This is a genomic window from Curtobacterium pusillum (assembly GCF_013359865.1).
GTDB lineage: Bacteria > Actinomycetota > Actinomycetes > Actinomycetales > Microbacteriaceae > Curtobacterium > Curtobacterium pusillum.
Genome location: NZ_JABMCE010000085.1, coordinates 24,476 through 48,701, shown reverse-complemented (window position 1 = coordinate 48,701; position 24,226 = coordinate 24,476). Strand labels below are relative to the sequence as shown.

The 24,226-nt window shown below is 69.3% G+C and carries 22 protein-coding genes and 1 pseudogene; 13 read left to right on the top strand and 10 right to left on the bottom strand.

Translation table 11 applies throughout. The annotated features are described in order from the left end of the window. The first annotated feature begins 115 nt into the window (after positions 1-115). From HP507_RS14960 to HP507_RS14950, 3 genes are read left to right on the top strand one after another with little or no spacing between them, the layout of a single operon-like run. A complete protein-coding gene (locus HP507_RS14960) occupies positions 116-946 on the top strand; it encodes an FAD binding domain-containing protein (RefSeq protein WP_175352592.1) in 831 nt (276 codons plus the stop codon). Continuing rightward, positions 943-3,720 (top strand): molybdopterin-dependent oxidoreductase, encoded by a 2,778-nt coding sequence (locus tag HP507_RS14955; RefSeq protein ID WP_175352591.1) that lies wholly within the window; start codon positions 943-945, stop codon positions 3,718-3,720. The genes HP507_RS14960 and HP507_RS14955 overlap by 4 nt, the downstream gene beginning before the upstream one ends. After that, positions 3,720-4,709: an XdhC family protein gene (locus tag HP507_RS14950; protein ID WP_175352590.1), complete on the top strand. Its 990-nt coding sequence runs from the start codon at positions 3,720-3,722 to the stop codon at positions 4,707-4,709. Before HP507_RS14955 ends, HP507_RS14950 begins: the two co-directional genes overlap by 1 nt. A gap of 111 nt (positions 4,710-4,820) precedes the next feature. Here HP507_RS14950 and HP507_RS14945 read toward each other — a convergent pair whose 3' ends face one another. The 9 genes from HP507_RS14945 to HP507_RS14905 form a co-directional block, all read right to left on the bottom strand. Further along, positions 4,821-6,113, bottom strand: coding sequence for an amidohydrolase family protein (locus HP507_RS14945; RefSeq protein WP_175352589.1), 1,293 nt, complete (start codon positions 6,111-6,113; stop codon positions 4,821-4,823). 150 nt (positions 6,114-6,263) lie between these two features. Further along, entirely contained in the window at positions 6,264-6,566 is a 303-nt protein-coding gene (locus tag HP507_RS14940) for a twin-arginine translocase TatA/TatE family subunit (protein ID WP_175352588.1), read from the bottom strand. Between the two features lie 32 nt (positions 6,567-6,598). Continuing rightward, the gene (locus HP507_RS14935; protein ID WP_175352587.1) at positions 6,599-6,808 is read right to left on the bottom strand and encodes a twin-arginine translocase TatA/TatE family subunit; all 210 of its coding nucleotides are present in this window, start codon (positions 6,806-6,808) and stop codon (positions 6,599-6,601) included. 64 nt (positions 6,809-6,872) lie between these two features. Continuing rightward, positions 6,873-7,679, bottom strand: coding sequence for a twin-arginine translocase subunit TatC (gene tatC, locus HP507_RS14930; protein WP_254701156.1), 807 nt, complete (start codon positions 7,677-7,679; stop codon positions 6,873-6,875). Continuing rightward, the gene (locus HP507_RS14925; protein WP_271207258.1) at positions 7,676-8,578 is read right to left on the bottom strand and encodes a carbohydrate kinase family protein; all 903 of its coding nucleotides are present in this window, start codon (positions 8,576-8,578) and stop codon (positions 7,676-7,678) included. The genes tatC and HP507_RS14925 overlap by 4 nt, the downstream gene beginning before the upstream one ends. A 58-nt stretch (positions 8,579-8,636) precedes the next feature. Beyond that, the gene (locus tag HP507_RS14920; protein ID WP_175352585.1) at positions 8,637-10,064 is read right to left on the bottom strand and encodes a glycoside hydrolase family 32 protein; all 1,428 of its coding nucleotides are present in this window, start codon (positions 10,062-10,064) and stop codon (positions 8,637-8,639) included. Further along, positions 10,061-10,969, bottom strand: a complete 909-nt coding sequence (locus HP507_RS14915; RefSeq protein WP_175352584.1) for a carbohydrate ABC transporter permease — start codon at positions 10,967-10,969, stop codon at positions 10,061-10,063. Before HP507_RS14915 ends, HP507_RS14920 begins: the two co-directional genes overlap by 4 nt. Then, positions 10,966-11,913, bottom strand: coding sequence for a carbohydrate ABC transporter permease (locus HP507_RS14910; protein ID WP_175352583.1), 948 nt, complete (start codon positions 11,911-11,913; stop codon positions 10,966-10,968). The genes HP507_RS14915 and HP507_RS14910 overlap by 4 nt, the downstream gene beginning before the upstream one ends. Beyond that, the gene (locus HP507_RS14905; RefSeq protein WP_175352582.1) at positions 11,913-13,319 is read right to left on the bottom strand and encodes an ABC transporter substrate-binding protein; all 1,407 of its coding nucleotides are present in this window, start codon (positions 13,317-13,319) and stop codon (positions 11,913-11,915) included. The genes HP507_RS14910 and HP507_RS14905 overlap by 1 nt, the downstream gene beginning before the upstream one ends. Before the next feature lie 23 nt (positions 13,320-13,342). Here HP507_RS14905 and HP507_RS14900 point away from each other — a divergent pair, with 23 nt between their 5' ends. From HP507_RS14900 to HP507_RS14885, 5 genes and pseudogenes are all read left to right on the top strand, one after another. Next, positions 13,343-14,503: a LacI family DNA-binding transcriptional regulator gene (locus tag HP507_RS14900; protein WP_271207259.1), complete on the top strand. Its 1,161-nt coding sequence runs from the start codon at positions 13,343-13,345 to the stop codon at positions 14,501-14,503. Further along, the gene (locus HP507_RS14895) at positions 14,504-15,976 is read left to right on the top strand and encodes a glycoside hydrolase family protein (protein WP_175352581.1); all 1,473 of its coding nucleotides are present in this window, start codon (positions 14,504-14,506) and stop codon (positions 15,974-15,976) included. Positions 15,977-16,248: 272 nt separating this feature from the next. After that, entirely contained in the window at positions 16,249-16,734 is a 486-nt protein-coding gene (locus HP507_RS14890; RefSeq protein ID WP_175352580.1) for a GNAT family N-acetyltransferase, read from the top strand. A 199-nt stretch (positions 16,735-16,933) separates the two neighbouring features. Beyond that, positions 16,934-17,038 (top strand): annotated as a pseudogene (locus HP507_RS18575) (DUF2510 domain-containing protein); the annotation flags it as partial. Positions 17,039-17,044: 6 nt separating this feature from the next. Continuing rightward, positions 17,045-17,509: a DUF2510 domain-containing protein gene (locus tag HP507_RS14885; RefSeq protein ID WP_254701154.1), complete on the top strand. Its 465-nt coding sequence runs from the start codon at positions 17,045-17,047 to the stop codon at positions 17,507-17,509. Positions 17,510-17,753: 244 nt separating this feature from the next. Here HP507_RS14885 and HP507_RS14880 read toward each other — a convergent pair whose 3' ends face one another. Next, positions 17,754-18,770 carry a LacI family DNA-binding transcriptional regulator gene (locus HP507_RS14880; RefSeq protein ID WP_175352578.1) on the bottom strand — a complete coding sequence of 339 codons (1,017 nt, stop codon included), beginning with the start codon at positions 18,768-18,770 and terminating at the stop codon, positions 17,754-17,756. Between the two features lie 208 nt (positions 18,771-18,978). On the opposite strand from HP507_RS14880, the gene HP507_RS14875 reads away from it, so the two are divergent. The 5 genes from HP507_RS14875 to HP507_RS14855 all read left to right on the top strand — a co-directional run bounded on the left by HP507_RS14875 (position 18,979) and on the right by HP507_RS14855 (position 24,091). After that, positions 18,979-20,211 (top strand): sugar ABC transporter substrate-binding protein, encoded by a 1,233-nt coding sequence (locus tag HP507_RS14875; RefSeq protein WP_175352577.1) that lies wholly within the window; start codon positions 18,979-18,981, stop codon positions 20,209-20,211. Between the two features lie 62 nt (positions 20,212-20,273). Beyond that, on the top strand, positions 20,274-21,233 hold the full coding sequence (locus HP507_RS14870; RefSeq protein WP_246328474.1) for a carbohydrate ABC transporter permease: 960 nt from the start codon (positions 20,274-20,276) through the stop codon (positions 21,231-21,233). Next, positions 21,230-22,117: a carbohydrate ABC transporter permease gene (locus HP507_RS14865; protein ID WP_175352576.1), complete on the top strand. Its 888-nt coding sequence runs from the start codon at positions 21,230-21,232 to the stop codon at positions 22,115-22,117. The genes HP507_RS14870 and HP507_RS14865 overlap by 4 nt, the downstream gene beginning before the upstream one ends. Positions 22,118-22,160: 43 nt before the next feature. Beyond that, positions 22,161-22,955: a ThuA domain-containing protein gene (locus tag HP507_RS14860; protein WP_175352575.1), complete on the top strand. Its 795-nt coding sequence runs from the start codon at positions 22,161-22,163 to the stop codon at positions 22,953-22,955. Then, positions 22,952-24,091, top strand: coding sequence for a Gfo/Idh/MocA family protein (locus HP507_RS14855; RefSeq protein WP_175352574.1), 1,140 nt, complete (start codon positions 22,952-22,954; stop codon positions 24,089-24,091). Before HP507_RS14860 ends, HP507_RS14855 begins: the two co-directional genes overlap by 4 nt. The last annotated feature ends 135 nt before the right edge of the window (positions 24,092-24,226 follow it).

The window sequence follows — 24,226 nt, the reverse complement described above, 5'->3', positions numbered from 1 at the left end:
GACACCACCGACACGTGCCGGCCGACCTCGGCGTGGAACCGCGGGATGATCGCGCACGGCCGACGGCCGGGGAGCGTCCACCGTCCCGCTTCGCCCACCCTGATCGGACCCCTCCATGGACCTCGTCACCGTCCGCACCGTGCGGATGCCGTCGCACCGCGCCGACCTCTCCCTCGCCGCGGGTGAACGCCCCCTCGCCGGTGGCACCTGGCTCTTCTCCGAGGAGCAACCCGACCTCACCGGCCTCGTCGACCTGACGACGCTCGGCTGGCCGGACGTCGAGTACTCCGACGACACCCTGACGATCGCCGCGACGTGCACGATCGCGTCGCTCCTGCGGCTCGCCCCGGACCCCGGGTGGCGCGCGTGGCCGCTCGTCGACCGGTGCGCGAACGCCCTGCTCGCCTCGTTCAAGGTGTGGAACAGCGCGACCGTCGGCGGGAACGTGGCCGTGGGGCTGCCGGCGGGGGCGATGACGGCGCTCCTGGTGACCCTCGACGCAACGGCCGTCGTGTGGACGGCGGACGGCGGCGAACGGCGGGTCCCGGTGTCGGAGCTCGTGCTCGGCGTCCGGACGCTCGACCTCGGCGACGGTGACGTGATCCGGGCGTTCGAGGTGCCCCGACGTGCGCTCACCGCGACGACCGGGTACCGACGGGTGTCGCTCAGCCCGCACGGCCGCTCCGGCGCACTCGTGACGGCGCGGTGGTCGACGGACGGCTTCGTGCTCGTCGTCACGGCGGCGACGCCGCGGCCACTCGTCCTCCGCTTCGGCACGGTGCCGAGCGCGGAGACCCTCGACGCCGCGCTCGCCGGGTACGACGACTGGTACGACGACCCGCACGGCTCGCCCGACTGGCGCCGCGCGGTGAGCACCCGCTTCGCGCACGAACTCCGCGACGAAGCCGCGATCGACACCGACTCGGTCGCCGGAGGTGCCGCATGAGGATCGACGTCGACGGCAACGCGCTCGAGGTCTCCCCCCAACCCGGACAGGTCCTCCGGACGCTGCTGCGCGAGCACGGCGTCACCGCGGTCAAGAAGGGCTGCGACGCCGGCGACTGCGGCGCGTGCTCCGTGCTCGTCGACGGTGTCCCGGTGCACTCCTGCATCACCCCGGCGCACCGGCTCGACGGCGCCACGGTCACGACGGCGGCCGGACTCGGCACCCCCGAGGCCCCGCACCCGGTGCAGCGCGCGTTCGCCGACGCGGCAGCGTTCCAGTGCGGGTTCTGCACCGCCGGCATGGTGGTCACCGCGTCCACCTTCGGACCCGAGGACCTCGCCGACCACCACCGCCGGCTGAAGGGGAACCTCTGCCGCTGCACCGGGTACCGGTCGATCGAGGACGCCCTCGCCGGGGTGACGAACACCACGTGCGCCGACGCCGGTGCCGCGGTCGGACACTCGGTCGCCGCCCCGGCTGCGGGCCGCATCGTCACCGGCCGGGAGGAGTACACGCTCGACGTCCGCCGCACCGAGACGCTGCTGCACCTCGCCGTGCTCGGCAGCCCGCACCCGCACGCCCGGATCGCCGCGATCGACACGACCGAGGCCGAGGCGCTGCCCGGGGTGCACGCCGTCCTGACGTACCGCGACGACCCCGGCGTGCTGTTCTCGACCGGCCGGCACGAGTCCCGCCTCGACGACCCGGACGACACCCTGGTGCTCGACCGGGTGCTGCGGTTCCGCGGGCAGCGCGTCGCGGCCGTCGTCGCGGACAGCGTCCGGATCGCCGAGCAGGCCTGCGCCCTGGTGCGGGTGGCGTACGAGGTCCTGCCGAGCGTGCACGACCCGGACGCGGCCCGTCGCCCCGGCGCCCCGCTGTTGCACGGCGAGAAGACATCGGCCGAGCACCGGATCGCCGAACCGGAGCGGAACGTGGTCGCGGCCCTGCACGGCGAGACCGGTGACGTCGAGGGCGCCCTCGCGTCCGCCGCCGCGACCGTCGACGGGACGTGGACGACCGGTCGCGTCTCGCACGCGGCGCTCGAGACGCACGCCACCCGCGGGTCGGTGGACCGGGACGGGAGGCTCGTGCTGCGGACCGCCACGCAGGTCCCGTTCCTGGTGCGGGACGAGATCGCACGCGTGTTCCGCCTCGACCCGGCCCAGGTGCGCGTCGTCGCCAAGCGCGTGGGCGGCGGGTTCGGCGGCAAGCAGGAGCTCCTCACCGAGGACCTCGTCACCCTGGCGGTGCTCCGCACGGGTCGGACGGTGCAGTACGAGTTCAGCCGCCGGGACGAGTTCACGATCGCCCCGACGAGGCACCCGATGCGCGTGCGGGTCCGGCTGGGCGCCGAGGCCGACGGCACCCTGACGGCGATGCACGTCGACCAGACGATGGACACCGGCGCCTACGGCAACCACGGGATCGGGGTGATGTACCACTCGGTGAGCGAGTCGGTGGCCGTGTACCGGTGCCCCGCGAAGCGCGTCGACGCCGAGTCGGTCTACACGAACAGCCTGCCCTCGGGAGCGTTCCGGGGGTACGGCCTCGGACAGGTGGTGTTCGCGATCGAGTCGGCCATGGACGAGCTGGCGCGGGAGCTCGGCATCGACCCCGTCGAGCTCCGACGGCGCAACGTCATCGTGCCCGGGGACCCGCTGGTCGTCACCGACCCGGACGAGGAGACGGACCTGCGGTGGGAGGGCAGCTACGGGCTCGACCAGTGCCTCGACCTCGTCGAGGGAGCGCTCGCCCGGCCGCTGCCGGAGGCGCCCCGCATGGACGGTCCCGTACTCGACGGCTCCCCCGACTGGGCGCACGGCACGGGTGTCGCCCTCGCCGCGATCGCCACGATGCCGCCGCGGGGCCACCACGCCCACACGACCGTCGAACTCACCCCGGGCGGCCGGTACCGGATCGGGGTCGGCACTGCAGAGTTCGGCAACGGCACCACCACCGTGCACACCCAGCTCGTCGCGACCGCCCTCGGCACCACACCCGACCGTGTCGACGTGCACCAGTCCGACACCGACGCGGCCGAGCACGACACCGGGGCGTTCGGTTCCGCCGGGGTCGTCGTCGCCGGCCGGGCGCTGTACGCAGCCGCGCAGACGTTGCGCGACGACATGACCGCACGGGCGATGGCCATCGTGGCCGAGCGCACGCCCCGGACCGCCGCGGGCCCCCTCGGCCCGGCGATCTCGGTCGAACCGGACGGAGTCCGCATCGGCGACGAACTCGTCGACCACGCCGAACTCCTCGCCGACGGACCACTCCTGGCGCACGGCCGACACGACGGCACTCCGCGGTCGCTGGCGTTCACCGTGCACGGGTCCCGGGTCGCCGTGCACCGCCCGACCGGCGAGGTGCGGGTGCTGCAGAGCGTGCAGGCCGTCGACGCCGGCACCGTCCTCAACCCCGAGCAACTGCGCGGCCAGGTCGAGGGCGGGGCGGCACAGGCGATCGGGTCCACGCTCTACGAGGAGGTCCTGCTCGACGACACGGGCCGCGTCACCACCGACGCCTTCCGGGCGTACCGGGTACCGAAGATCTCCGACGTGCCCAGGACCGAGGTGCTGTTCGCCGAGACGCACGACCCGCTCGGGCCCCTCGGGGCGAAGTCGATGAGCGAGGCTCCGTACAACCCCGTCGCACCGGCGGTCGCGAACGCCGTCCGGGACGCGATCGGCGTCCGGCCGTACCGGCTGCCGATGACCCGGGACCGGGTCTGGGCGATGGCGGTGGACGCGACCGACGCCGGAGGTGCGTGATGTTCGAACTGGCACCGCGCCTCCTGGCCGTCCTCGACGCCGGCGACCCCGTCGTCGTCGCGACCGCCGTCGCGATGCAGGGCAGCGCACCGAGCGGCGTCGGGACGTCGATGGCGGTCCTGCCCGGCGGCCAGGTCGTTGGCACGATCTCCGGCGGATGCGTCGAGGGCTCGCTGTTCGACACGGCCGAGGAGATCCTCGCGACCGGCGTCGCCGTCCTCGAGCGATTCGGCTTCGACGACCACCCGGACGACCCGGACGCGGTGTGGGCGCCCGCCCTCCGGTGCGGCGGCCGGGTCGAGGTCCTCGTCCGCCGGGTCGCACCCGACGACGTCGCGGTGGTCGACGCGCTGCGGCACGCTACGGCCGGCGTGCCGACGTCACTCGCGCTCTCACTCGACCCGGACACGCTCGGCGCCGTCGTCACCGCCCCGGACGGCTGCCGCGGTCGCGTGTTCGCCGAGCGTTCCGACGGCCGGCCGCGGTGCATCGTCGTCGGCGCGGTCGAGTTCGCCGTCGCCGTGACGAACGCCGCGGCGGTCCTCGGCCACGCGGTCACCGTGGTGGACCCCCGCCCGGTGTTCCTGACGGACGAGCGGTTCCCGGCGGCCGACGAGCGCCTCGTGGGCTGGCCGACGCGGGTGCTCGCGGACCTGCCGATCGACGCGTCGACGGTCGTCGTGGTGCTCTCGCACGACGACCGGTTCGACGCCGCCGTGATCGACCACGCGCTCCGCCGGGGCGCCGGGTACGTCGGGGCGATGGGGTCCCGGGCCACCCACGAACGACGGATGGAAGAACTGCGGCGGCTCGGCACACCGGACCTCGGACGGCTGCGGTCGCCGATCGGGCTCGACATCGGCGCGACGACCCCCGCCGAGATGGCGATCGCGATCATGGCGGAGGTGATCGCGGTCCGGACGGGGTCGTCGGGCGGCTCGCTCGTGGACGGCGCCGGGCCGATCCACCGTCGGGTGGGGGTGGGCTGATCGCGACCGGTCGGCCGCGACCGGCTGGCCGGGCCCCGCCACGCCGGGACCGGTTGCCCGCGCGCGTCGGCCGGGACCGGCCGGCCGTCGCCGGCTGGCCGGCCGTCGCCGTCAGGCCGGGGTACGCGCCAGACGCTCGCCGAGACGGGCCGCCAACTCGCGCTCATCAGCCGTGACGAGCCTGAAGTCCCGCACCACCACGCGCCCACCGACGACGACGTGCCGGGGCCGCCGTCCCGGGGACGCCCACAGGAGCCCGGCCACAGGATCGGCGACACCGGCGTCCGCGACACCCGACACGTCCCACACGCAGAGGTCACCCGCACCCCCGGCGCCGAGATGCCCGAGCTCCGGCCGCCCCAGCCCCGCGGCGGAGCCCTCCGTCATCATCCCGAGCACCTGACGGGCCGGCAGCTGGGGCCCGACGAGCGCCGACACCTGCATCGCGAGGCGGCCGTCCGCGAGCAGGTGCCCGGCGTCGTTGCTCCCGCCCCCGCTCGTGCCGAGCCCGACGGGGACCCCGGCGGCGGCGAGCCGGGCCACGGGCGCGATCCCCCAGCCCATCGGCACGTCGCAGCCGGGCGCGTGCGTCGCCGTGACCCCCGACGCCGCGAGCCGCGCGATCTCGTCGTCGGTGACGTCGCAGAGGTGCGCGATGGTGACGTCGGGCGCAAGCCACCCCCACTCCTCGAGCAGGTCGAGCGGCCGACGGCCGTAGCGCTCGAGAGCGATCGCGGTGTCCACCTGCTCGTTCGCCTGCGTCCGTCGGCGCAAGCCGTACCGTGCGGCGACCTCGGCGAGGGCCCGGAACGTCGCCTCACCGTCGGAGTGCACCCCCGCCGGGCCCACGGCGACCTGGAGCCCGCCGTCGGGGTCGACGCCGCCCACGGCGTCCTCGTGGAGCAGCCCGGCGGCGATGGCGTCCGCGGACGCAGCAGCGCGGTCCGGGTCGTCCCGTGCGGACCCCCGGACGAAGACGAGTCGCCCACCGATCCCGCGGACCGCGTCCACGGTCGCAGCGGCGAGCGCGACGGTGTCGTCGGTGGTCGCGTCGGCCGGCCAGTTCAGGTGGTGGTCGGCGATCGTCGTGACGCCGGACAGGAGGCCCTCGGCGGCTCCGGCGGCAGCGGCCAGTCCGTAGAGCTCGGGATCGTGGCCGACCCGCGCGTACGCTCCGGCCATCGTCGGCAGCCAGTCCGCCATCGGGACGCCCCGCGTGCCCGGGAGGGTCCGGAACGCGGTCTGCAGCAGGTGGTGGTGCGCGTTCACGAGGCCGGCAGTGACCACGCACCCCTCGGCGTCGAGAACACTCGCGAGGTCGCTGCCGTCATCGACGACGACGTCGCCCTCCCGCTCGGTCCGAGGGTCGACGAGGACGCGGAGGGCACCGGTGACGGTCAGCATGGTTGCGTTTGTAGCAGTCCGCTGTTTCCGGCCCGTGACGGCGGCGTGACGTGGGTTCCGGCTGGGGTGGATGACCTCCGCCACCGACGACGCCGCACGTGCAGCAGTGGAGTTGGACCACCGATCCGTTGACCGCTTGAGTGGCGATCGTCACCGGGTTCGGGGCGGTTCGTGCGCATTCGTCGTCGGCGTTTCGAGGGCGACATCGCGCGGCTTCGGGGCGTCCACGAGGGCATCGCGGATGATGCGCCGTGGGTCGTATCGACGTGGATCCAGTTCTGACCAATCGATGTCGACGCCGGTCCGTTCTTCGATCTGTGCTTTCGTCGTGTCTGCCCAGCCACGGAGCTGCCGGAGGAACGTGGTCAGCTGCTTGGTGTGTCCGACGAGTCGAGTCGGACCGAGGCAGAACGCCGCGACGACGGCGATGATGAGCAGCTTGTCGACGTCCACGATGTGATCCCGTCAGTTCGACTGAGAGGAGGTCACTCGTTCGACGGGAGAACGGGGTCGGCTGTGGGACTGTCGGGAGCGGTTGTCTTCTTCTTGCTGTCGTCGGCTTGGATCTCGCTGCGGAAGATGTTCAGCGACTGCCCGAGGCCCTTGGCCAGGGCGGGGAGTTTCGTGGCACCGAAGAGCAGTACGACGATGCCGAGGATGATGAGCAGGTGGACGCCGGTGAGGTTGCCGAGCATGGTGCGCTCCTTCGTGAGATGGGGTGATCGTTCGCGAGATGGGGTGATCGCAGCCGAGGCCGCGTTACGGGGTGGTGGTCGCCGCGGCCGCGAGGCGGCGGGTGAGATGACGGTCGTGCAGCCATGCGACGGCGCACGCTGCCAGGTAGAGCACGGACATCGGAACGGCGAGGAGGAACATCGATGCGATGTCCGCTGACGGCGTGACGACCGCGGTGAAGATGAGGATGCAGAGCACTGCGATGCGCCAGGCGCCGAGGATCGCTTTCGCGGTGAACACGCCGACGAAGTTCAGCAGGACGAGGAAGACCGGCAGGACGAAGGCGATACCGACGGCGAGCACGAGCTTCACTGCGAAGTCGTAGTAAGCCTTCGCATCGACGATCGAGGTGTCTTGGTGCGCGACGAAACTGCCGAGGATCTGCACGATGTGCGGCAGGACCTGCCAGCCGAACCAGCAGCCGCCGAGGAACAGCGGGATCGCGGAGCCGAGGAAGCCGATGGCGTACAGCCTCTCCTTCCGCATCAGCGCGGGAACAACGAACGCCCACGATTGGTAGAGCCAGATGGGGCTGGAGATGACGACACCGATGGTGATGGTGATCTGGAGCCGCAGGTCGAAGGCGCCGCTGATGACGGGGAAGTTCAGCTCCGCGGCGTGACCGCCGCCAGTGGTGGTCAGCTCGGCGACCGGGGTGCGGAGCTGATCGAGCACGAACGGTGTGACGAACCAGCCGGCAATCGCGCAGACTGCGATGGCGAGTACCGCGCGGAAGAGGCGCTTCCGAAGCTCGTTGAAGTGCTGTCCGACCGACATGGCGCCGGAAGCGGGACGCTGCCGTTTCCCGTGCGGCACCGACGGGGCAGTCATCCGCTGTCCTCGCCGGCAACCGAGAGCAGATCATCGGCGGTCGGCAGATCTGCACCCCGCCGGCTGACAGTGATCGCCGCGGCACGGGCACTGACGCGACCGAGTTCGGCGAGGGCGGATCCGTCGATCGAGCCGAGTGCCGCCCCGTGACTCCGGAGCTGCCAGATGAGCGTCGCCATGTAGGTGTCGCCTGCGCCGACCGTGTCCACGACGTCAACGCGCTCGCTCGGCACCGGGACCCGCTCGAGTGCAGTAGCCAGGACCGAGCCTGCGGCACCGGTGGTGATGACGGCGAGCTCGACGCCGACCTCGAGGAGCCGGTCCAGGACTGCGTCCGTGCTGAATCCGGGATAGAGCCATGCCGCGTCCTCGTCGGACAGCTTCACCACGTTCGCGCTCGCGGCCAGCTGCTCGAACCAAGCTCGCACGCCTGCTGCGTCGCCGAGCAGGGCGGGTCGGATGTTGGGGTCGAACGAGACGGTTCCCGCAGCCGCCGCCGTCCGACGCACCAACGCCAGCACCTTGCTCGCACCGGGCTGGAGGAACGCGCCGATCGACCCGACGTGCAACCACCGCGGGGTCTGCTGCACTTCCGGCAGATCCCACTCGATACCGAACTCGTACGTCGGCTGGCCGTCCTGGGCCAGCCGAACGATCGCGACGGAGGTCCGAGTCGCACCGAAGACGCCTGGTACCAGCCGCACGCCGGACGCCTGGAGATGATCGGCGATGCGGAGTCCATGAGCATCGTCACCGAGCCACGTGGCGAACTCGACCGGGGTGCCGAGCCGTGCCAGCCCGAGCGCCACGTTCGCCGGGCTTCCACCTGGTATCTCCCGCGTCGCGCCGTCGTGCACGATGTCGACCAGCGATTCACCCGCTACGGCGATCAGACGCACAGTCATCTCCTTCGATGTTCGAGAACGAATCGTCGTTGCCGTCTGCTCGTACGGCGCATTACGACGAAACGGTTCCCGCAGGGATGTTCGTGTCGTGGGCAGGCACCGTGGCAACGGCACGTTCGAGCTCCCAGACCAGCGCTTGAGCGGGCGCTTCCACGGTCCACGGCGGAGCCTGCGTGGGGTAGACCCGCGTCGTGACGGAGCGGCCGGCACTGGTGAACACCTCGACGATGGACCCGTCCAACAGCAGTCGCACTGCGGGTCGATCAGCGGACCGGTCGAAGGGAGCAGAGACCACCGCGGGACTCGGGTCAGCGCGATGATCCGTGCTGGCATGGGCCCGGTCGACGGTGAGGATGTCAGCTTCGAGGTCGATGTTGACGTCGAGGTACTCGGCTTCGGAGAACCGGAGCCGGATGCGCCCCGTGACGGCGACGGGAAGCACGATCTCGACCTGCGAACCGATCGTTGCGCCCTGGCCACGTTGTCCGGAACCGATCCGGAGCGATTCGAGCACCGGATGCGGTTCGCTCGCGAGGCGCCCGCCGTGCAACCAGGTCCGTCGAGGGAGTGAGATCGCACCCGACCAGCCGGCTTGTTCCGTCCACTGTTCGATACGGCCTTCTCTGATCCACCCGAACAGCACGGGGCCCCAGGAGCTCGTTCGCATCACGGACGCCGCGTAGAAGTGCTGCCCGTCATCCACCTTGACCGGCAGAGGAGCGCCGGTCAGCGGGATGGCGATCACATCGCCCGGCCCGTCGGCATGCGACCAGGACGCCACGATGGCGACGTCGACGCCATCGAGTGTGAGGATCTGCGGGCACTCCCACCCTTCGCCGGTGTCGATGCCGTCGACCGTGTTGCGGGACATCGCGACCAGGTCACCGACGAATGCCCAACTGAGGCCATCCGCGGAGCGGTAGTGACGGACGGAAGCCGTCTGATCGGCTGCCGCTGCTCCAACGGCCATCGACCAGCCGTCACCGTCCTGCCAGACGAACGGATCGCGGAACATGGTGATCGCTTCGTCGACCGACGGGTCCGTGACGACCTGGACGGGAGGTCCGTACGTGTTGCCTCCGTCGGTGGATTCGGCGAGGAGTACCGATTGGAAGGGGCTGTGGTCGACCTTCCCTGAGTAGTAGGCGCGGACCGTCCCGTCGTGCAGCACCGTGTTGCCCGACCATGCCCCGCCGGAGTCGGCGCCCCCGGGGACGGGGACGATGGCCGGCCGGTGCAGGGTCCAGTGCACGAGGTCGTCGCTGGTGGCGTGTCCCCACTCGACCGGGATCGCGAGATCGACGCGGGGCCGGGACTGGAAGTACAGGTGCGCCTGCCCGCCGATGTCGATCGGGCCGTTCGGGTCGTTGACGTAGCCGCGGGGCAGCCGGACGTGGAATTGCGGGAGGTGGTGATCAGCGGCGGTCACGGTCGGTGCTGCTTTCTGGAGTGCTGCGGGCATGGTGCGGATGTCGGTCATCGGGAGGATCCAGCCGTGACGCCTTCGATGAAGTAGCGCTGGGCGAAGATGAACAGCAGCACGCTCGGGATCATCGTGAGTACCACGCCTGCGAGGACGACGGAGATCGATCCGGTGCCGAGATTCCCCTGCAGCCCGACCAGGCCCAGCGGAAGGGTGAACGTGTTCTGCTGGTTGAGGAAGATCAGCGGCCGGTAGTACTCGGCCCAGAAGCCGGAGAAGTTGAGGATCGCCAGTGTCGCGATCGCCGGGCTTGCCATCCTCGAGTAGACGTGCCAGAACACCCCGAACTGGCTGGCACCGTCGATGCGGGCCGCTTCACCGAGCTCGTTCGGCATCTGCAGGAAGTACTGCCGCATGAGGAACGTACCGAATGCACTGCCGAGGGCGGGGACGATGAGGGAAGCGATGGAGCCGGTCAGCCCCATGTCCTTCAGGATGACGAAGACGGGGATGATGATCGTCTGGATCGGCACCATCATCGTGGCGAGGAAGATCCCGAAGATCGTGTTCTTGCCCGGGAAGCTGATCATCGCGAAGGCGTACCCGGACAGGGTGCAGGTGATGGTCTGCCCGACGACGATCAGCAGCGTGACGATGACGCTGTTGACGAAAAACTGTCCGATCGGGATCTGGTTGAACACCGCGGCGTAGTTGCTGAAGTCCCAGGACAGCGGCAGCCACTGCGGCGGGTTGTTGAACGATTCCGCCGGCGTGCGCAGCGACGTCGTCAGCGTCCACAGCAGCGGTCCGAGTGCGAACACCACGGCGATGATCAGGATGATCATCCCGATGACGCTTCCCACCTTCGCGACGGGCTTCCGCCGCCGAACGATGTGGTCCACGCTCGGCTGGGCCAATGTCTCCGGTGCGTGCAGCGGGTTGAGGGTGTCTGTGGTCGTCATTGGTAGAACACCAGCTTTCGGGCTGCGATGAACTGCATCGCGGTGATGATGCCGATGATGACCAGCAGCAGGATCGCGATGGCGGAGGCGAACCCGAACTGCAGGTTCTGGAATCCGGCCTGGTACATGGAGATGGTGGCCGTGGTGGTTGCGGTACCTGGCCCGCCCTTGGTCATGATGAACGGCTGATCGAACAGCTGCATCGCGTTGATCATGGCGATGACCGTGGCGAACAGGATCGTCGGGCTGATGAGCGGGATCTTGATCCGGAACAGCGTCCGCCATGGGCCGGCGCCGTCGATCGCGGCTGCTTCTTGCACATCGACCGGCACAGCCATCAACGCGGCGACGAACAGCACGAACGTGAAGCCGACCTGCTGCCAGACCACGACCATCACGATCGTGACCTTCGCCCAGAACGGGTCGTTGAGCCAGTGCGCTCCGGGCAGACCGATCTCGTTGAGGTAGTAGTTGATGAGCCCGAACTTCGTGTCGAAGATGTAGCCCATGAAGATCGACACGGCTGCTGTCGACGCCAGCAACGGCAGGTAGAACGAGGTGCGGAAGAACACTCGTGTCGCGTTGTGCTTCCGGTTGTTCGCCAAGACGGCCAACAGCAGGCCGAGCGAGATCTGCAGCACCACGATCGCGAGGGCGAGCAGGACGGTGACCCCGAAGGACGCCAGCACCGGCCCATCGGTGAACAGACGCTCGTAATTGTCGAAGCCGACCCACTTCGGGCTGCTGATCACGTCCCAGGACGTGAAGGACAGCCCGAGCGAGGCGAGGATGGGGATGAGGGTGAACACGGCGACGAAGACCACCGCGAGCCCGATCATCAGGTAGCCGAACGTGGACTCACGACGGCGGGCGCGCTTGGCCGCCGGCCGGCGGGCTGCGACCTTGGCAGCCCGCCGGACGCGCGTTTCTGTTGCTGCTGTCATCACGAAGCCTGCGCAGCGGCCTTCTCGATGTCGGCCTGCATGCCGTCGAGCGCCTTCTTCGCGTTTCCGGAGGAGATCGCCTGCGTGGTGCGCTGGTTGAGTGCCGTCGCGAGCGCGTTGTAGTACGGCGGTGCCGAGATCGGCACCGAGTTGTCGAGCTGGTCGTAGAACACCGACCAGTGGGCCGGCCCGGTCGTGGCGTACCGCTCCGCGGTCATCAGCGACTTCTGCGCCGGAGTGGTGACGTTGCCCGGCCACAGCGCGTCGAAGCTCTCGGGTTGCACCATGAGCTTGACCACCTCGAACGCGAGATCCTTCTGCTTCGAGGAGTTGAAGATGCCGTATCCGCCGGCGCCGAAGAGCGACTTGTTGCTCTTCCATGTCGGGAACTGCACCACGTCGAAGCTGCCGTTCTTCATCCCCGCGTTGTGGAGACCACCGGCCCAGAAGCCACCGCCGATGGTCATGCCGATCCGGCCGGATGCCATGAGCCCCTGCAGGGTGCCGCCGCCGCCGACGTCAGGCGAAGGCGACGCACCGGACTTCTGCAGGTCGATGACGTACTGGAGTGCCTCGACGGCCGCGTCGGAGTTCGCGGTGGGGTCCCCCCACTTCCAACCGCCCTTACGGCCGGAGACACCGATCGGGTTGTCCGAGAACGCCTTGCTCTTCCACAGCCAGTCGCCGCCGGAGTACTTGCCCTCCTCGAGGAGGTTCCCGTCGTTCGCGTAGAGGAACGAAGTCCAGCTGCCCCAGAGGCGAACCACCCAGTCGAACGCGTAGGTGCCACCGCCGAGCTTCGCGAGGCTCTCCGTCGACGAGTGGAAGTCGTCCATCGACCAGGTGGCTGCGGGCCGGGACAGGCCGGCCTTGGTGAACAGATCGGTCGAGTAGAACATGCTGCCCGCGTTGAAGCTGTCGGGCAGCGTGTAGAGGTGCCCCTCGTACATCGTCGACTCGATCAGCGCCGGGTGCGCGCCGGTGAAGTACTTGTGCAGGTCCGACAGGTTCTTCGTGACGTAGTCGTCGAGCGGGGTCAGCAGATTCTTCGACGCCAGGAGCTGCTGGCCTTCGGTCGCCACGCTGACGATGTCCGGGACATCCCCGGACGCGATCTGCGTCAGCACCTTCGCAAGGAAGTCGTTCCAGTCGGTGCCGTTGATCGCCGTGACCTGCAGGCTGGCTTTCTTGTCCAGCTGCTTGATCTTCGGCTCGATCGCCTTCTGCAGAGCGGTGGCGGCGCTCTGCTCACCGAAGTAGAGCATCTTCACCGTCCCCGAGCCGCTGCCCCCTCCACCAGTGGTCGAGCACGCGGCCAGCGATCCGATGCTGGCCAGGGCGAGCCCGGCACCACCGAACTTGAACAGCGTGCGCCGGTCGATTGGAGTACCGAATCCGTTCGCCATGGGTCGCTCCTCTCTGAGCGATCGTGGCCCCGCTAGGTCGGGGCCAATACGTATTTGCAGGCCGAGCGTACACACCGGTCGCAGGTCACGCAATACGTATTTGCTTCTGGCATGATGATGATGACGAAGGAGGGTCGATGGCGAGCCGTAAGCGGACAGCAGCGCAGCCGCATCGCGTCACGATGAAGGACGTTGCACGCCACGCAGGCGTATCGCAGCCCACCGTGTCGTTCGTGCTGAACGACCGCCGCGATGTCTCCATCGCGGCCGAGACGCGCAGCCGCGTCCTCGAGGCCGCGAAGGAGTTGAACTTCCAGCCGAACCGCGCAGCGCAGTCGTTGCGGTCGAACCGGTCGTACACGGTCGGTGTCATCGCGGACCGGCTCGTTTCTCAGCCGTACGCTGGCCACATCGTTCTCGGCGTGCAGCAAGCAGTCCAGGAAGCCGGGTACGTGTGCTTCGTGGTCGAGACCGCGCCGACCACGGACGGCGGCAAGGCGGCAGTCGAGAACCTCGTGCAGCAGGGCGTCGCAGGGCTCATCTACGCAGCGCCGGGCCCCGAATACGTCACCCCGGTCGGCGGACTCGACAACGTCCCGACCGTCTTCGTCAACTGCTTCCCACCCGGCGACGTACCCGCCGTGACCGTGCTGGCCGATGAGTTCCAGGGCGGCCGCGACGCCGCCGCCGCCGTCTTCACAGCAGGCCATACGAACGTCGCATTCCTCGGCGGTCCGGAGGACGACTACGCCTGTCGGGAGCGGAAGCGTGGACTCGAGAGCGCCGCTGCGGATGCCAACATCGATCCGGCCACGATCCGGATCCAGTTCGGCACGTTCCAGGTGGGCTCCGGCTACGACCTCGCGATGGGTGTGCTGGCGAACGAACGACCGACTGCGATCATCTGCGGCAACGACCGCATGGCGGTCGGCGCGTTGATGGCTGCGCAGTCACTCGGTCTGCGGTGCCCGGAGGACATCAGCATCGTCGGATTCGACGACCAGCCGGACCTCGCCGATCAGATGCATCCGCCGCTGACCACGGTCGCACTCCCCCACCAGCAGATGGGTTACGACGCCGGGACGCTGCTGTTGGCAGAGACGGAGCAGCCCGGCCGGCACCTCGTGCCCTGCGAATACGTACCCCGCAGCTCGCTTGCTGCCCCTCGATCCGAAGGAACCTGAGTGATCCCCCCGCCCAGCACCCACTTCCAGCCCCCGAACGGCTTCGTCGGGGACGTCATCCCGTTCGAGCGCGACGGCACGGCGTGGCTCTTCTACCTTCTTGACGAGCGCCCCGACGCCACGCCGCTCGAGCGCTCGACAGGGATGCCGTGGGGCGCCGCCACCACAACGGACTTCGTCACGTTCGAGGACAAGGGCGTGGTGCTTCCATCCGGAGGCACGGACGCCAGCGACTTCGACTGCTACACCGGAAGCGTCGTTCGGGACGACGCTGGGACGCTGCACTTGTTCTACACCGGCCACAATCCTCGCATCACAACCGGTGCTGATGGTGGGTTCAAGGATGCCCAGGTCGTCTGTCATGCCACCTCCACGGGTGATCTGACCGACTGGACCAAGCACCACGACTGGGACTTCCCTGCGCTCGCCGAGTACTCGCCCGAAGACTGGCGGGACCCCTTCGTGTTCCGCCCGGCAGCTGACCGGCCCTGGCAGATGCTCCTCGCCACACGTCGACGTGAGGAGCCCTACCGACGTTCCGGGCTGGTCGCGCGGCTCGAGTCTGATGACCTGGTGACGTGGCGCGACGCCGAACCACTCTGGGAGCCGCACCGGTTCATCACCCAGGAATGCCCCGATGTGTTCCAGTGGGGTGAGTGGTGGTACCTGGTGTACTCGGAGTTCTCCGACTCGTTCTGCACGCGATACCGCATGGCGAAATCCCCCGACGGACCATGGGTCGCGCCAGCGGACGACACCGTCGACGGACGCGCCTTCTACGCCGCGAAGACGGTCGCCCTCGGAGAGGACCGCTACTTCGTCGGATGGATCGCGACGAAGGACGGTCGCCGTGACGAGGGCCGGTGGCAGTGGGCCGGCACCATGGCAGCGCTGCAGGCGCATCAGCGATCCGACGGGTCGTTGCGGTTTGACCTGCCCGACGCGGTGAAAGCCGCGTACGCCCACGAGACCGACATCACTGAGGAGTTCGAGCCGCTCAACGGCGCAGTACGGGAGGTTGGTGCTGGTGCGGAGACCCGGTACGCGTCATGGCTCGGACCGGAGCTTCCCGCCGAAGCGTTGATCGTCGCCGACGTCCACATCACGGCCAACACGCAGTCGCTCGGAGTGTTGCTGCGCACCAACGACGACGCCGAGGAGGGCTACGCGCTCCGGCTCGAACCGAATCGGAGCCGGCTGGTGCTGGACCGGTGGCCGCGCGGCAGCACCGGCACGGAGCAGTGGCAGATCCTCGGCGACGTGCCGCACGCAGTGGAACTGGAGCGCTCCGTCGAGCTGGCACCGGGGCGGCATCGCATCGAAGTGCACCTCGACGCCGACATCTGCGTCGCGGTCATCGATGGTGCCACCGCGTTGAGCACGCGTCTCTACGACCGGCCTACCGGACGAGTCGGCCTGTTCGCACAGGATGGCACCTTCACCCTCGAGAAGTTCACGATCCGCACTCGCTGACAGTTCGACCAAAGCGCTTCGGCGTAGTCGTCGGGGGTGTCGCGGGCCGACGCGGTCACAAGGAGAGTGTGCTCGCCGATGCGCCGGGTGAACCGCGGCACGGGATCACAACCGCCTTCGTCAGTCCTCCTTGCCAGATCGATGATCCCGTTGCCCGGCAGCCATCGGCGTGCGGGTCAGATGCGACGAACAGCAACGCGGTGCCGATCGGGCGTTGGTCAGGACGAGCCGTATCGAGGTCTCGAGCGAACGAGTGGTGATGGAATGGCGGTATGGCGCACATGTCCGTCCGTTCCGCACGGGAGTCCGATGCCGCCGGAATCGCAGCCGTCCATGTACAGGCCTGGCGCGAGGCCTATGCGCACCTGATGCCCGCAGCCTTCCTTTCTTCACTCGACACGGAACGGCGCGAGGCCGGCTGGAAGTCGATCATCGATGACGAGATCACCGACGTGTTCGTCGCGCTCGACGGCGAGAAGGTCATCGGTTGGGCTTCGGCGGGAGCCGGACGGGACTCATCCTCCCCCGCCGCGCGGGAGCTCGAGGGCATCTACGTGATCGCAGCGGCCTACGGGTCAGGAGCGGGCCAACAATTGCTCGACGCCGCCGTCGGCGATGACGCGGCGTACTTGTGGATGGCTGAGAACAACCCCCGAGCCGAGGCCTTCTACCGCCGCAACCGATTCGAACGCGACGGCATGGTGAAGACGGAGTCGTTCGGCGGTGCCAGCGTTCACGTCGTCCGTCTGACTCGCTGAGCGATCGTCGAGCGGGCGCCAGAAGCCCACGTCTGCCCGATGGGCACTGCCGAGAATTTCTGTTGCAGCCGACGCTCAGCCGGTGGTCCCGGTCGAACCTGGACCATCCGTCACCTTCGGCGCGGACCGAACCGGGCAGCGCCGGTCTACGTTCGAGTGCTGTGGAGCTCGTCGCTCCCGCAACCTTCGAGGAGTTCCGATGTCGTCTGCGACGCCGCCAGGCTGGTATCCAGACCCGTCCGGTCAACACGGGACGCGGTGGTGGGACGGCGCCGGGTGGACCCAACACGTTGGGCCGCCGACGGCGCAGATGCCTCGTCCACGCATCGCCGACAGCGTGCGGACGGACACCGTGTTCGTGTGGCTGATGGCGTTGCTGCCGCTCATCACCCTGCCGCTGCTGTTCGTCTACCAGCCGCACTTCCGGTTCGAGGTCATCGGGCCCAGCCACGTTCGGACCGTGGATCCGCGCTCCGTCTACACCGGCGGATACTTCCTCGTGCAAGGCGTCAGTGTGCTCCTGTACGGCGTTGATGTCCTGCTCGCGTACTTCGACCACCGCGAGCTGAAGCGACGCGGTGTCGTTCGGCCGTTCCGGTGGCCGTGGGCGTTCCTGTCCCCGATCGTCTACGTCATCGGCCGGTACGTGGTGGTCTGCAAGGTCGCGCCGGGAAGACCGATGTGGCCGCTGTGGACGTACATCGCTGTCGTCGTCATCGGCGGGGTCTTCGGCGTCATCCGTGCTGTAGCGCAGTTCCAGCAGATGCTCCCCTAGGAGCCCTCGCGCCAGGAGCCGGCTGGCCAGACGTCACCCGAGGGTCGAGCGGTACGCGGGTGAGCGGGACCGGGACCACGCAGGTCGACCGGTTGCGCTACTCCTTCGCCGTCGGCAGCGAACTCCGCGCGATCGCCTCCGGCCGGTCACGCACCACCTCGCGCACCGACCACCGCGTGCGTGCTCCGCGAGCGACAGTTCACCGCGGAACGCCGGCGGTGCACTGTCGCTCCCGCGGTGCGGGTCACACCGGAGCGGGCCCCGTCGACTCGGCGACCCGGAGGGTGCACGGCAGCAGGAAGTGCGGGAGATCGTCGGAGACCCCGTCGAGCTGGTCGATGAGCGCGTCGGCGGCGCGGATCCCGAGCTCTCGGCCGGGTGCGACCATCGTCGACAGCCGCGGGTAGTGCTGGTCGGCGTGCGTCGCCGACGACGCGATGCTGAGCACCGAGACGTCCTCGGGGACCCGCCGCCCGGCCGCGTACAGGCCGACGAGCACCCCGGCCGACGAGTCGTCCTTCATGACGAGCACCGCCGTGACGTCAGGATCGGCTGCGAGGATCGCCTCCGCCGCGGCACGCCCGCCGTCGCTCCCTGCCCCGGCGGGGGCGACCTGCCCGACGAGCCCGCGTTCGGCGATCACCCGCTCGAAGGTTGCCTGGGCCCGCAGGTGCGGCGCATAGCCGGCCATCGGCGTGCCCTCGAGGTCCTCGAGCACGAGGGCGAACCGGCGGTGGCCGAGCGACTCGAGGTGGTCGATGCTCGAGACGATCGTGGTCTCGAAGTCGATGTCGACGAACGGCAGGCCCCGGCTGTCACGGGTGCGGCCGATGAGCGTGAACGGGACCTCGAGGCTGGTGAGGACGGCGACACGAGGGTCGTCCATGCGCACTTCCATGACGATCACGCCGTCGACGAGGCCACCGGAGACGAGGTCGTCGAGGTCGTCCCCAGCGGGGTCGACCGGCCAGAGCACGAGGTGGTGGCCACGCTCAGACGCACGCTCCGCGGCGCTCATGAAGAACTGCGCGGTGGTCGGGCTGAAGCGGTTCCCCGTCGTCGGGAAGAGCAGCGCGATGATCCGGGTGCGACGGCTCGCCAGGGCACGGGCGACGACGTTGCCGCGGAAATTCAGGTCGCGCATCGCGGCACGGACCCGGGCGGTCGTCGCGGGGGTGACGTACTTGGTGCCGTTCACGACGAAGGACACCGTGGCGATCGAGACGCCAGCGCGGTCGGCGACCTGCTGCATCGTTGCCATGCCGACTCCTCGTCACGTTCTGCCAGGTGGCGGCTCGGCGTCGGCTGCCACGACCATCAGCCTAGCCTCCGGACCGACTCAGAAAAGCGCTTTACAGGTGAAGCGCTTTTCTGTTAGTTTCTCGCACCGAGGACACAGCGACGACGACGTCAGCGGAGTCGTGGTTGCGCGCCTGCCCCCATGCACCCGTCAAGAGAAGAGCCTTGCAATGAAGCAAAGATTCCACTCCCCGTCACGCCGGATCCGCGCCCTCGTCGGCGCCGTCGCGGTGCTCGCGACGGTCCCCCTCGTCCTCGCCGGGTGCTCCGGGTCCGGCACGGCGTCGTCCGGTGGCGGGAAGACCCTCACGATCGAGGACTACTACGCCGCCAACTACAACCCCATCTACAAGAAGTGCGCGGCGACCGTCGGTGCGAAGGTCACCATCAACCACGTCGCCGGTGCCGGGCTCATCTCGAAGGTGCTGCAGCAGGCGTCGTCGCGGACCCTGCCCGACGTCCTCATGCTCGACAACCCCGACGTGCAGCAGATCGCCGAGTCGGGCGCCCTGTCTGACCTCGGCGACTACGGACTCGACGCCTCGGGCGACGTGCCCGCGGTGAAGGCGGCGAACTCGTACAAGGGCAAGCTCTACGGCCTGCAGCCGGTCACGAACTCGATCGCGCTCTACTACAACAAGAAGCTGCTCGCCGACGCCGGTGTCCAGCCGCCCAAGACGTGGGACGAGCTGAAGGCCGCGGCCAAGAAGCTCACGAAGGGGTCGACCTACGGCTTCGCGATGAGCAACATCAACACCTACGAGGGCACCTGGCAGTTCCTGCCGCTGCTGTGGTCGAACGGCGGCGACGAGAAGGACATCGCCACCCCCGAGGCGACGCAGGCGCTCCAGCTCGTCGACGACCTGCAGAGCGACGGCTCCATGTCGAAGAGCTCGATCAACTGGGCGCAGGCCGACGTCAACAACCAGTTCCTCGCCGGCAAGGCCGCGATGATGATCAACGGCCCGTGGCAGCTCCCGGCGCTGAACGCCAAGAAGGGGCTCGAGTTCGACAGCGTGCCGATCCCGACCCCCACCGGCTCGGAGACCGTCGCACCGCTCGGCGGCGAGGCGTTCACCGTCCCGCAGACCGGCAACAAGGACACCATGAAGCTCGCCGGCAAGTTCGTCGGGTGCCTCAACACCGCGAAGATGCAGAAGGTCATCGCGGGCGTGACCGGCAACGTACCCACGAACCTCGAGGTCGGGGCCGCCTGGGCGACGGACCACCCGCAGGTCGCCTCGTTCGTCACCACCGTGAAGACCGCTCGTGCCCGCACCGGTGAGCTCGGACCGGACTGGCCGAAGGCCGCCACGAAGATCTACACCGCCGTCCAGCTCACCCTCACGGGCAAAGCCGATCCCGAGGCAGCGCTCCAGCAGGCGCAGTCCCAGAACCAGTAGTGCAACGAGGGAGCCGGCCGATCCGGTCGGCTCCCTCCCACCACGAGAGGAGCGGCTCCGGTATGAGCGCCACGACACAGACCCCACCACGGACCCGTACGTCCGTCCCCGCACCACCCCCGCCACGCCCCGGTCAGCGACGCGCACGCCTGCGGTCCGGGATCACCCGATGGCTCTTCGTCGTCCCGGCCGCGCTGTTCGTGGCCGTGTTCTTCGGCTACCCGGTCGTGAAGAACATCCTGATGTCCTTCCAGGACTACACCACCAAGACGTTCTTCACGGGCGAGGCCCCGTGGGTCGGTCTCAGCAACTACATCGCGGTGTTCCAGAGCTCGGTCTTCACGACGAGCGTGGTGAACACGGCGCTGTTCACCGCCGGGTCGATCGTCCTGCAGTTCGTGATCGGGCTGGGCCTGGCGCTGTTCTTCCGTCGGCACTTCCCGCTCTCCGGGTTCCTCCGCGGACTGCTGCTGCTGCCGTGGCTCCTGCCCCTGATCGCGTCGAGCGCGGTCTGGAAGTGGCTGCTCGACCAGGACAGCGGAGCCCTGAACCAGCTCCTCGGCCTGGTCGGCATCGCACCGGTGCCATGGCTCGTCAGCCCGAGCCTCGCGCTCATCGCCGTCATCGGCGTGAACGTCTGGCTCGGCATCCCGTTCAACACGACGATCCTGTACAGCGGTCTGCAGTCGGTGCCGCCGGAGCTGTACGAGGCCGGAGCGCTCGACGGCGCGACGGGGTTCAAGGCCTTCTGGTACATCACCTGGCCGAGCATCCGGTCGGTCGTGAGCGTCGTGATCGTGCTCGGGGTCGTGTACACGCTGAAGGTCGTCGACATCATCCTCGGCCTCACCGGCGGCGGCCCGGCGAATTCGACCCAGACGCTCGCCACGAACGCGTACCACCAGTCGTTCATCAACTTCCAGTTCGGCATCGGAGCCGCCGTGAGCAACGTGCTCATCGTCGTCTCGTTCGTCTTCGCGATGGTCTACATCGCGATTTCCAGGAAGGCGGTCGACGAATGAGCGTCGGACTCGCGGACAACATCACCACCACCCGCGCGGTCACGACCGCCCGGACCACGAAGGCCCGCCGCCCGCGCGGCTCCGTCAAGGGGATTCCGCTCACCGTCCTGGGCTGCCTGTTCCTGGCGATCATGGTGTTCCCCGTCTACTGGATGGTGAACACCAGTCTGCAGGCGACGTCCGGGGCGGCCACGGCGTCGTGGTTCCCGTTCCACCCGACCTTCGCGGGCTACCAGGCGGCGTTCGCCCAGCAGGGGCAGAACTTCCTGTCGAGCATGATCATCGGCCTGGGCACGGTGGTGCTGACGCTCGTCATCGCGACCCCGGCCGCGTACGGCCTGGCCCGATTCCGGATGCGCGGCACGCGCGTGTTCCTGCTGGTGCTGCTCATCACGCAGATGATCCCGGCGATCGTCATCGCGAACGCCCTGTACACGCTGTTCAACAACGTCGGACTGCTGAACAGCTACCTCGGGCTGATCCTCGCCGACAGCGCCGTCCAGGTCCCCTTCGCCGTGCTGCTCATGCGCGCGTTCATGGAGTCGATCCCGGCGAGCCTGGTCGAGGCGGCACTGGTCGACGGAGCGAACGACTTCCGCGCGTTCGTCTCGATCGTCGTGCCGATCAGCCGGAACGCCATCGTGACGGCCGCACTGTTCACGTTCCTCGGCGCGTGGGGGGACTTCCTCATCGCGCTCACCCTGACGTCGACGACCGCCGTCCGCCCGATCACCCTCGGCATCTACAACTACATCGGTTCGAACGTCACGGACTGGGGGCCGGTGATGGCCACCTCGGTGCTGGCGTCCCTGCCCGCCGCGGTGCTCCTCATCGTCGCCCAGCGGTACATCTCCGCGGGGGCGCTCGGCGGCGCCGTCAAGTGACGCCGACCGACCCCTGTCCCGACCCCAGCCAGAAAGGCACACCATGACCACCACCCCGCTCCGCATCACCGTCTGGGGCGAGAACGTCCACGAGCAGGTCGAGCAGCACGTCGCCGATCGCTACCCGGACGGCATGCACGGCGCGATCGCCGACGGCATCCGCGAGAACCTGCCGGACGCCGTCGTCCGCACCGCCACCATGCAGGAACCCGAGCACGGGCTCACCGACGAGGTCCTCGCCGAGACCGACGTCCTCACATGGTGGGGCCACGCCGCACACCAGGACGTCGACGACGCCGTCGTGGACCGCGTGCACAAGCACGTGCTCTCCGGCATGGGGCTCGTGGTCCTGCACTCCGGCCACTGGTCGAAGATCTTCGGGAAGCTGATGGGCACGACCTGCACGCTCCGGTGGCGCAGCGAACACGACCAGGAACTCGTCTGGACCGTGAACCCGCAGCACCCGATCACGCGTGGCGTCCCCAACCCGATCGTCATCCCCGAGCAGGAGATGTACGGCGAGTACTTCGACGTGCCGACGCCGGACGAACTCGTGTTCATCTCGGGCTTCACCGGTGGCGAGGTGTTCCGGAGCGGCATGACGTACCGCCGCGGTCTCGGGAAGATCTTCTACTTCTCCCCCGGCGACCAGGACTTCCCCGTCTACCACCACCCGGACGTCCGTCGCGTGATCGCCAACGCCGCCGAGTGGGCGCGACCCGAGCGCGAGCGGGAGATCCCGACGCTGCGCCGCTACGAGCTCGGTGAGTACTTCGACGGCCAGCACTACCGCGGCCCGTTCGACGACGCACCCGTCGACGACGAGGTGCACGCGTGACCCTCCGCGTCGTCCAGGTCGGCGCCGGCGGGATGGGACGGGCCTGGCTCGGCACCGTCGCCGCCGACCCGGACGTCGAGCTCGTCGGCATCGTCGACCTCGACCTCGACGCGGCACGGGCCGGCGCCGCCCACGCCGGCGACCCCACGATCCCGGTCGGCACGGACCTCACCGCCCTGGCCGCGGAGACCGGTGCGGAAGCCGTGCTCGACATCACCGTGCCCGCCGCCCACCACCCGGTCACGCTCGAGGCCCTCCGTGCCGGACTACCCGTGCTCGGTGAGAAGCCGGCCGCGCAGACCGTCGCCGAGGCCCTCTCGCTCGCGGCCGCCGCCGAGGCCACCGGCAAGCTCTTCATGGTGTCGCAGTCACGGCGGTACAACGACCAGCTGGTCGCGTTCCGGCAGCACGTCCGCGGGCTCGGTGCGGTCGGCGGGCTGAGTACGCGGTTCGCGAAGGCCCCGCACTTCGGCGGCTTCCGCGAGGAGATGGACGACGTGCTCCTGCTCGACATGGCGATCCACGCGTTCGACTCGGCGCGGTACGTGCTCGAGCGCGACCCGGTGTCCGTCTACTGCGAGTCGTGGAACCCGTCGTGGTCCTGGTACCGGGGCGACGCCGCCGCGGCAGCCGTCTTCACGTTCGAGGACGACGTGCGGTACGTGTACGACGGCTCGTGGTGCGCGCCGGGCGCCGAGACCTCGTGGAACGGCGACTGGCGGGCGTCCGGTGCTGCGGGCACCGCGCTCTGGGACGGCGACCACGACCCGTGGAGCGACCTCGACGGCGTCCCGGGCACGCCGCCGGTGGCACGCAGCGTCGGCGACGCGATCGCGGGAGCGCTCGCCTCGTTCGTCCATGCGGTCCGCTCGGGCGGGGTCCCGGACGGCGAGGTGCACGGGAACGTGATGAGCCTGACGATGGTGGACGCGGCGATCGCGTCGGCGCGCGCCGGGCGGCGCATCGTCATCGACGAGGTGCTCGAACAGGCGCACGCCGCCGCGCTCGAGGCCGAACGCGACGAGTCGATCAGGGCCCGGTTGGCGGCCTGGGGATCGGTCCGCGGTGCGCTCACAGCCGGCTCGGCAGACGTCGCCACGGCAGCCGGCTCGCCGGACGTCGCCGCCCTCGGCTGACGGACCAGGAGCAGGACGGGAGGCGCGGTGCGGGCCCGCACCGCGCCTCCCGTCCTGCTCCTGGTCGCGTCCACCGCCCCCGGTGCCGGCCGAACGGGGCAGGCCGGTTGCGTTCACCTGAGGGGACCGATCGCG

Coding starts and splice junctions, on each gene's coding strand:
- HP507_RS14950 (WP_175352590.1), top strand. CDS start 3,720: ATGTTCGAACTGGCACCGCGCCTCCTGGCCGTCCTCGACGCCGGCGAC.
- HP507_RS14885 (WP_254701154.1), top strand. CDS start 17,045: ATGCCTCGTCCACGCATCGCCGACAGCGTGCGGACGGACACCGTGTTC.
- HP507_RS14870 (WP_246328474.1), top strand. CDS start 20,274: ATGAGCGCCACGACACAGACCCCACCACGGACCCGTACGTCCGTCCCC.
- HP507_RS14890 (WP_175352580.1), top strand. CDS start 16,249: ATGGCGCACATGTCCGTCCGTTCCGCACGGGAGTCCGATGCCGCCGGA.
- tatC (WP_254701156.1), bottom strand. CDS start 7,679: ATGACTGCCCCGTCGGTGCCGCACGGGAAACGGCAGCGTCCCGCTTCC.
- HP507_RS14875 (WP_175352577.1), top strand. CDS start 18,979: ATGAAGCAAAGATTCCACTCCCCGTCACGCCGGATCCGCGCCCTCGTC.
- HP507_RS14905 (WP_175352582.1), bottom strand. CDS start 13,319: ATGGCGAACGGATTCGGTACTCCAATCGACCGGCGCACGCTGTTCAAG.
- HP507_RS14910 (WP_175352583.1), bottom strand. CDS start 11,913: ATGACAGCAGCAACAGAAACGCGCGTCCGGCGGGCTGCCAAGGTCGCA.
- HP507_RS14920 (WP_175352585.1), bottom strand. CDS start 10,064: ATGACCGACATCCGCACCATGCCCGCAGCACTCCAGAAAGCAGCACCG.
- HP507_RS14865 (WP_175352576.1), top strand. CDS start 21,230: ATGAGCGTCGGACTCGCGGACAACATCACCACCACCCGCGCGGTCACG.
- HP507_RS14915 (WP_175352584.1), bottom strand. CDS start 10,969: ATGACGACCACAGACACCCTCAACCCGCTGCACGCACCGGAGACATTG.
- HP507_RS14860 (WP_175352575.1), top strand. CDS start 22,161: ATGACCACCACCCCGCTCCGCATCACCGTCTGGGGCGAGAACGTCCAC.
- HP507_RS14935 (WP_175352587.1), bottom strand. CDS start 6,808: ATGCTCGGCAACCTCACCGGCGTCCACCTGCTCATCATCCTCGGCATC.
- HP507_RS14880 (WP_175352578.1), bottom strand. CDS start 18,770: ATGGCAACGATGCAGCAGGTCGCCGACCGCGCTGGCGTCTCGATCGCC.
- HP507_RS14945 (WP_175352589.1), bottom strand. CDS start 6,113: ATGCTGACCGTCACCGGTGCCCTCCGCGTCCTCGTCGACCCTCGGACC.
- HP507_RS14955 (WP_175352591.1), top strand. CDS start 943: ATGAGGATCGACGTCGACGGCAACGCGCTCGAGGTCTCCCCCCAACCC.
- HP507_RS14960 (WP_175352592.1), top strand. CDS start 116: ATGGACCTCGTCACCGTCCGCACCGTGCGGATGCCGTCGCACCGCGCC.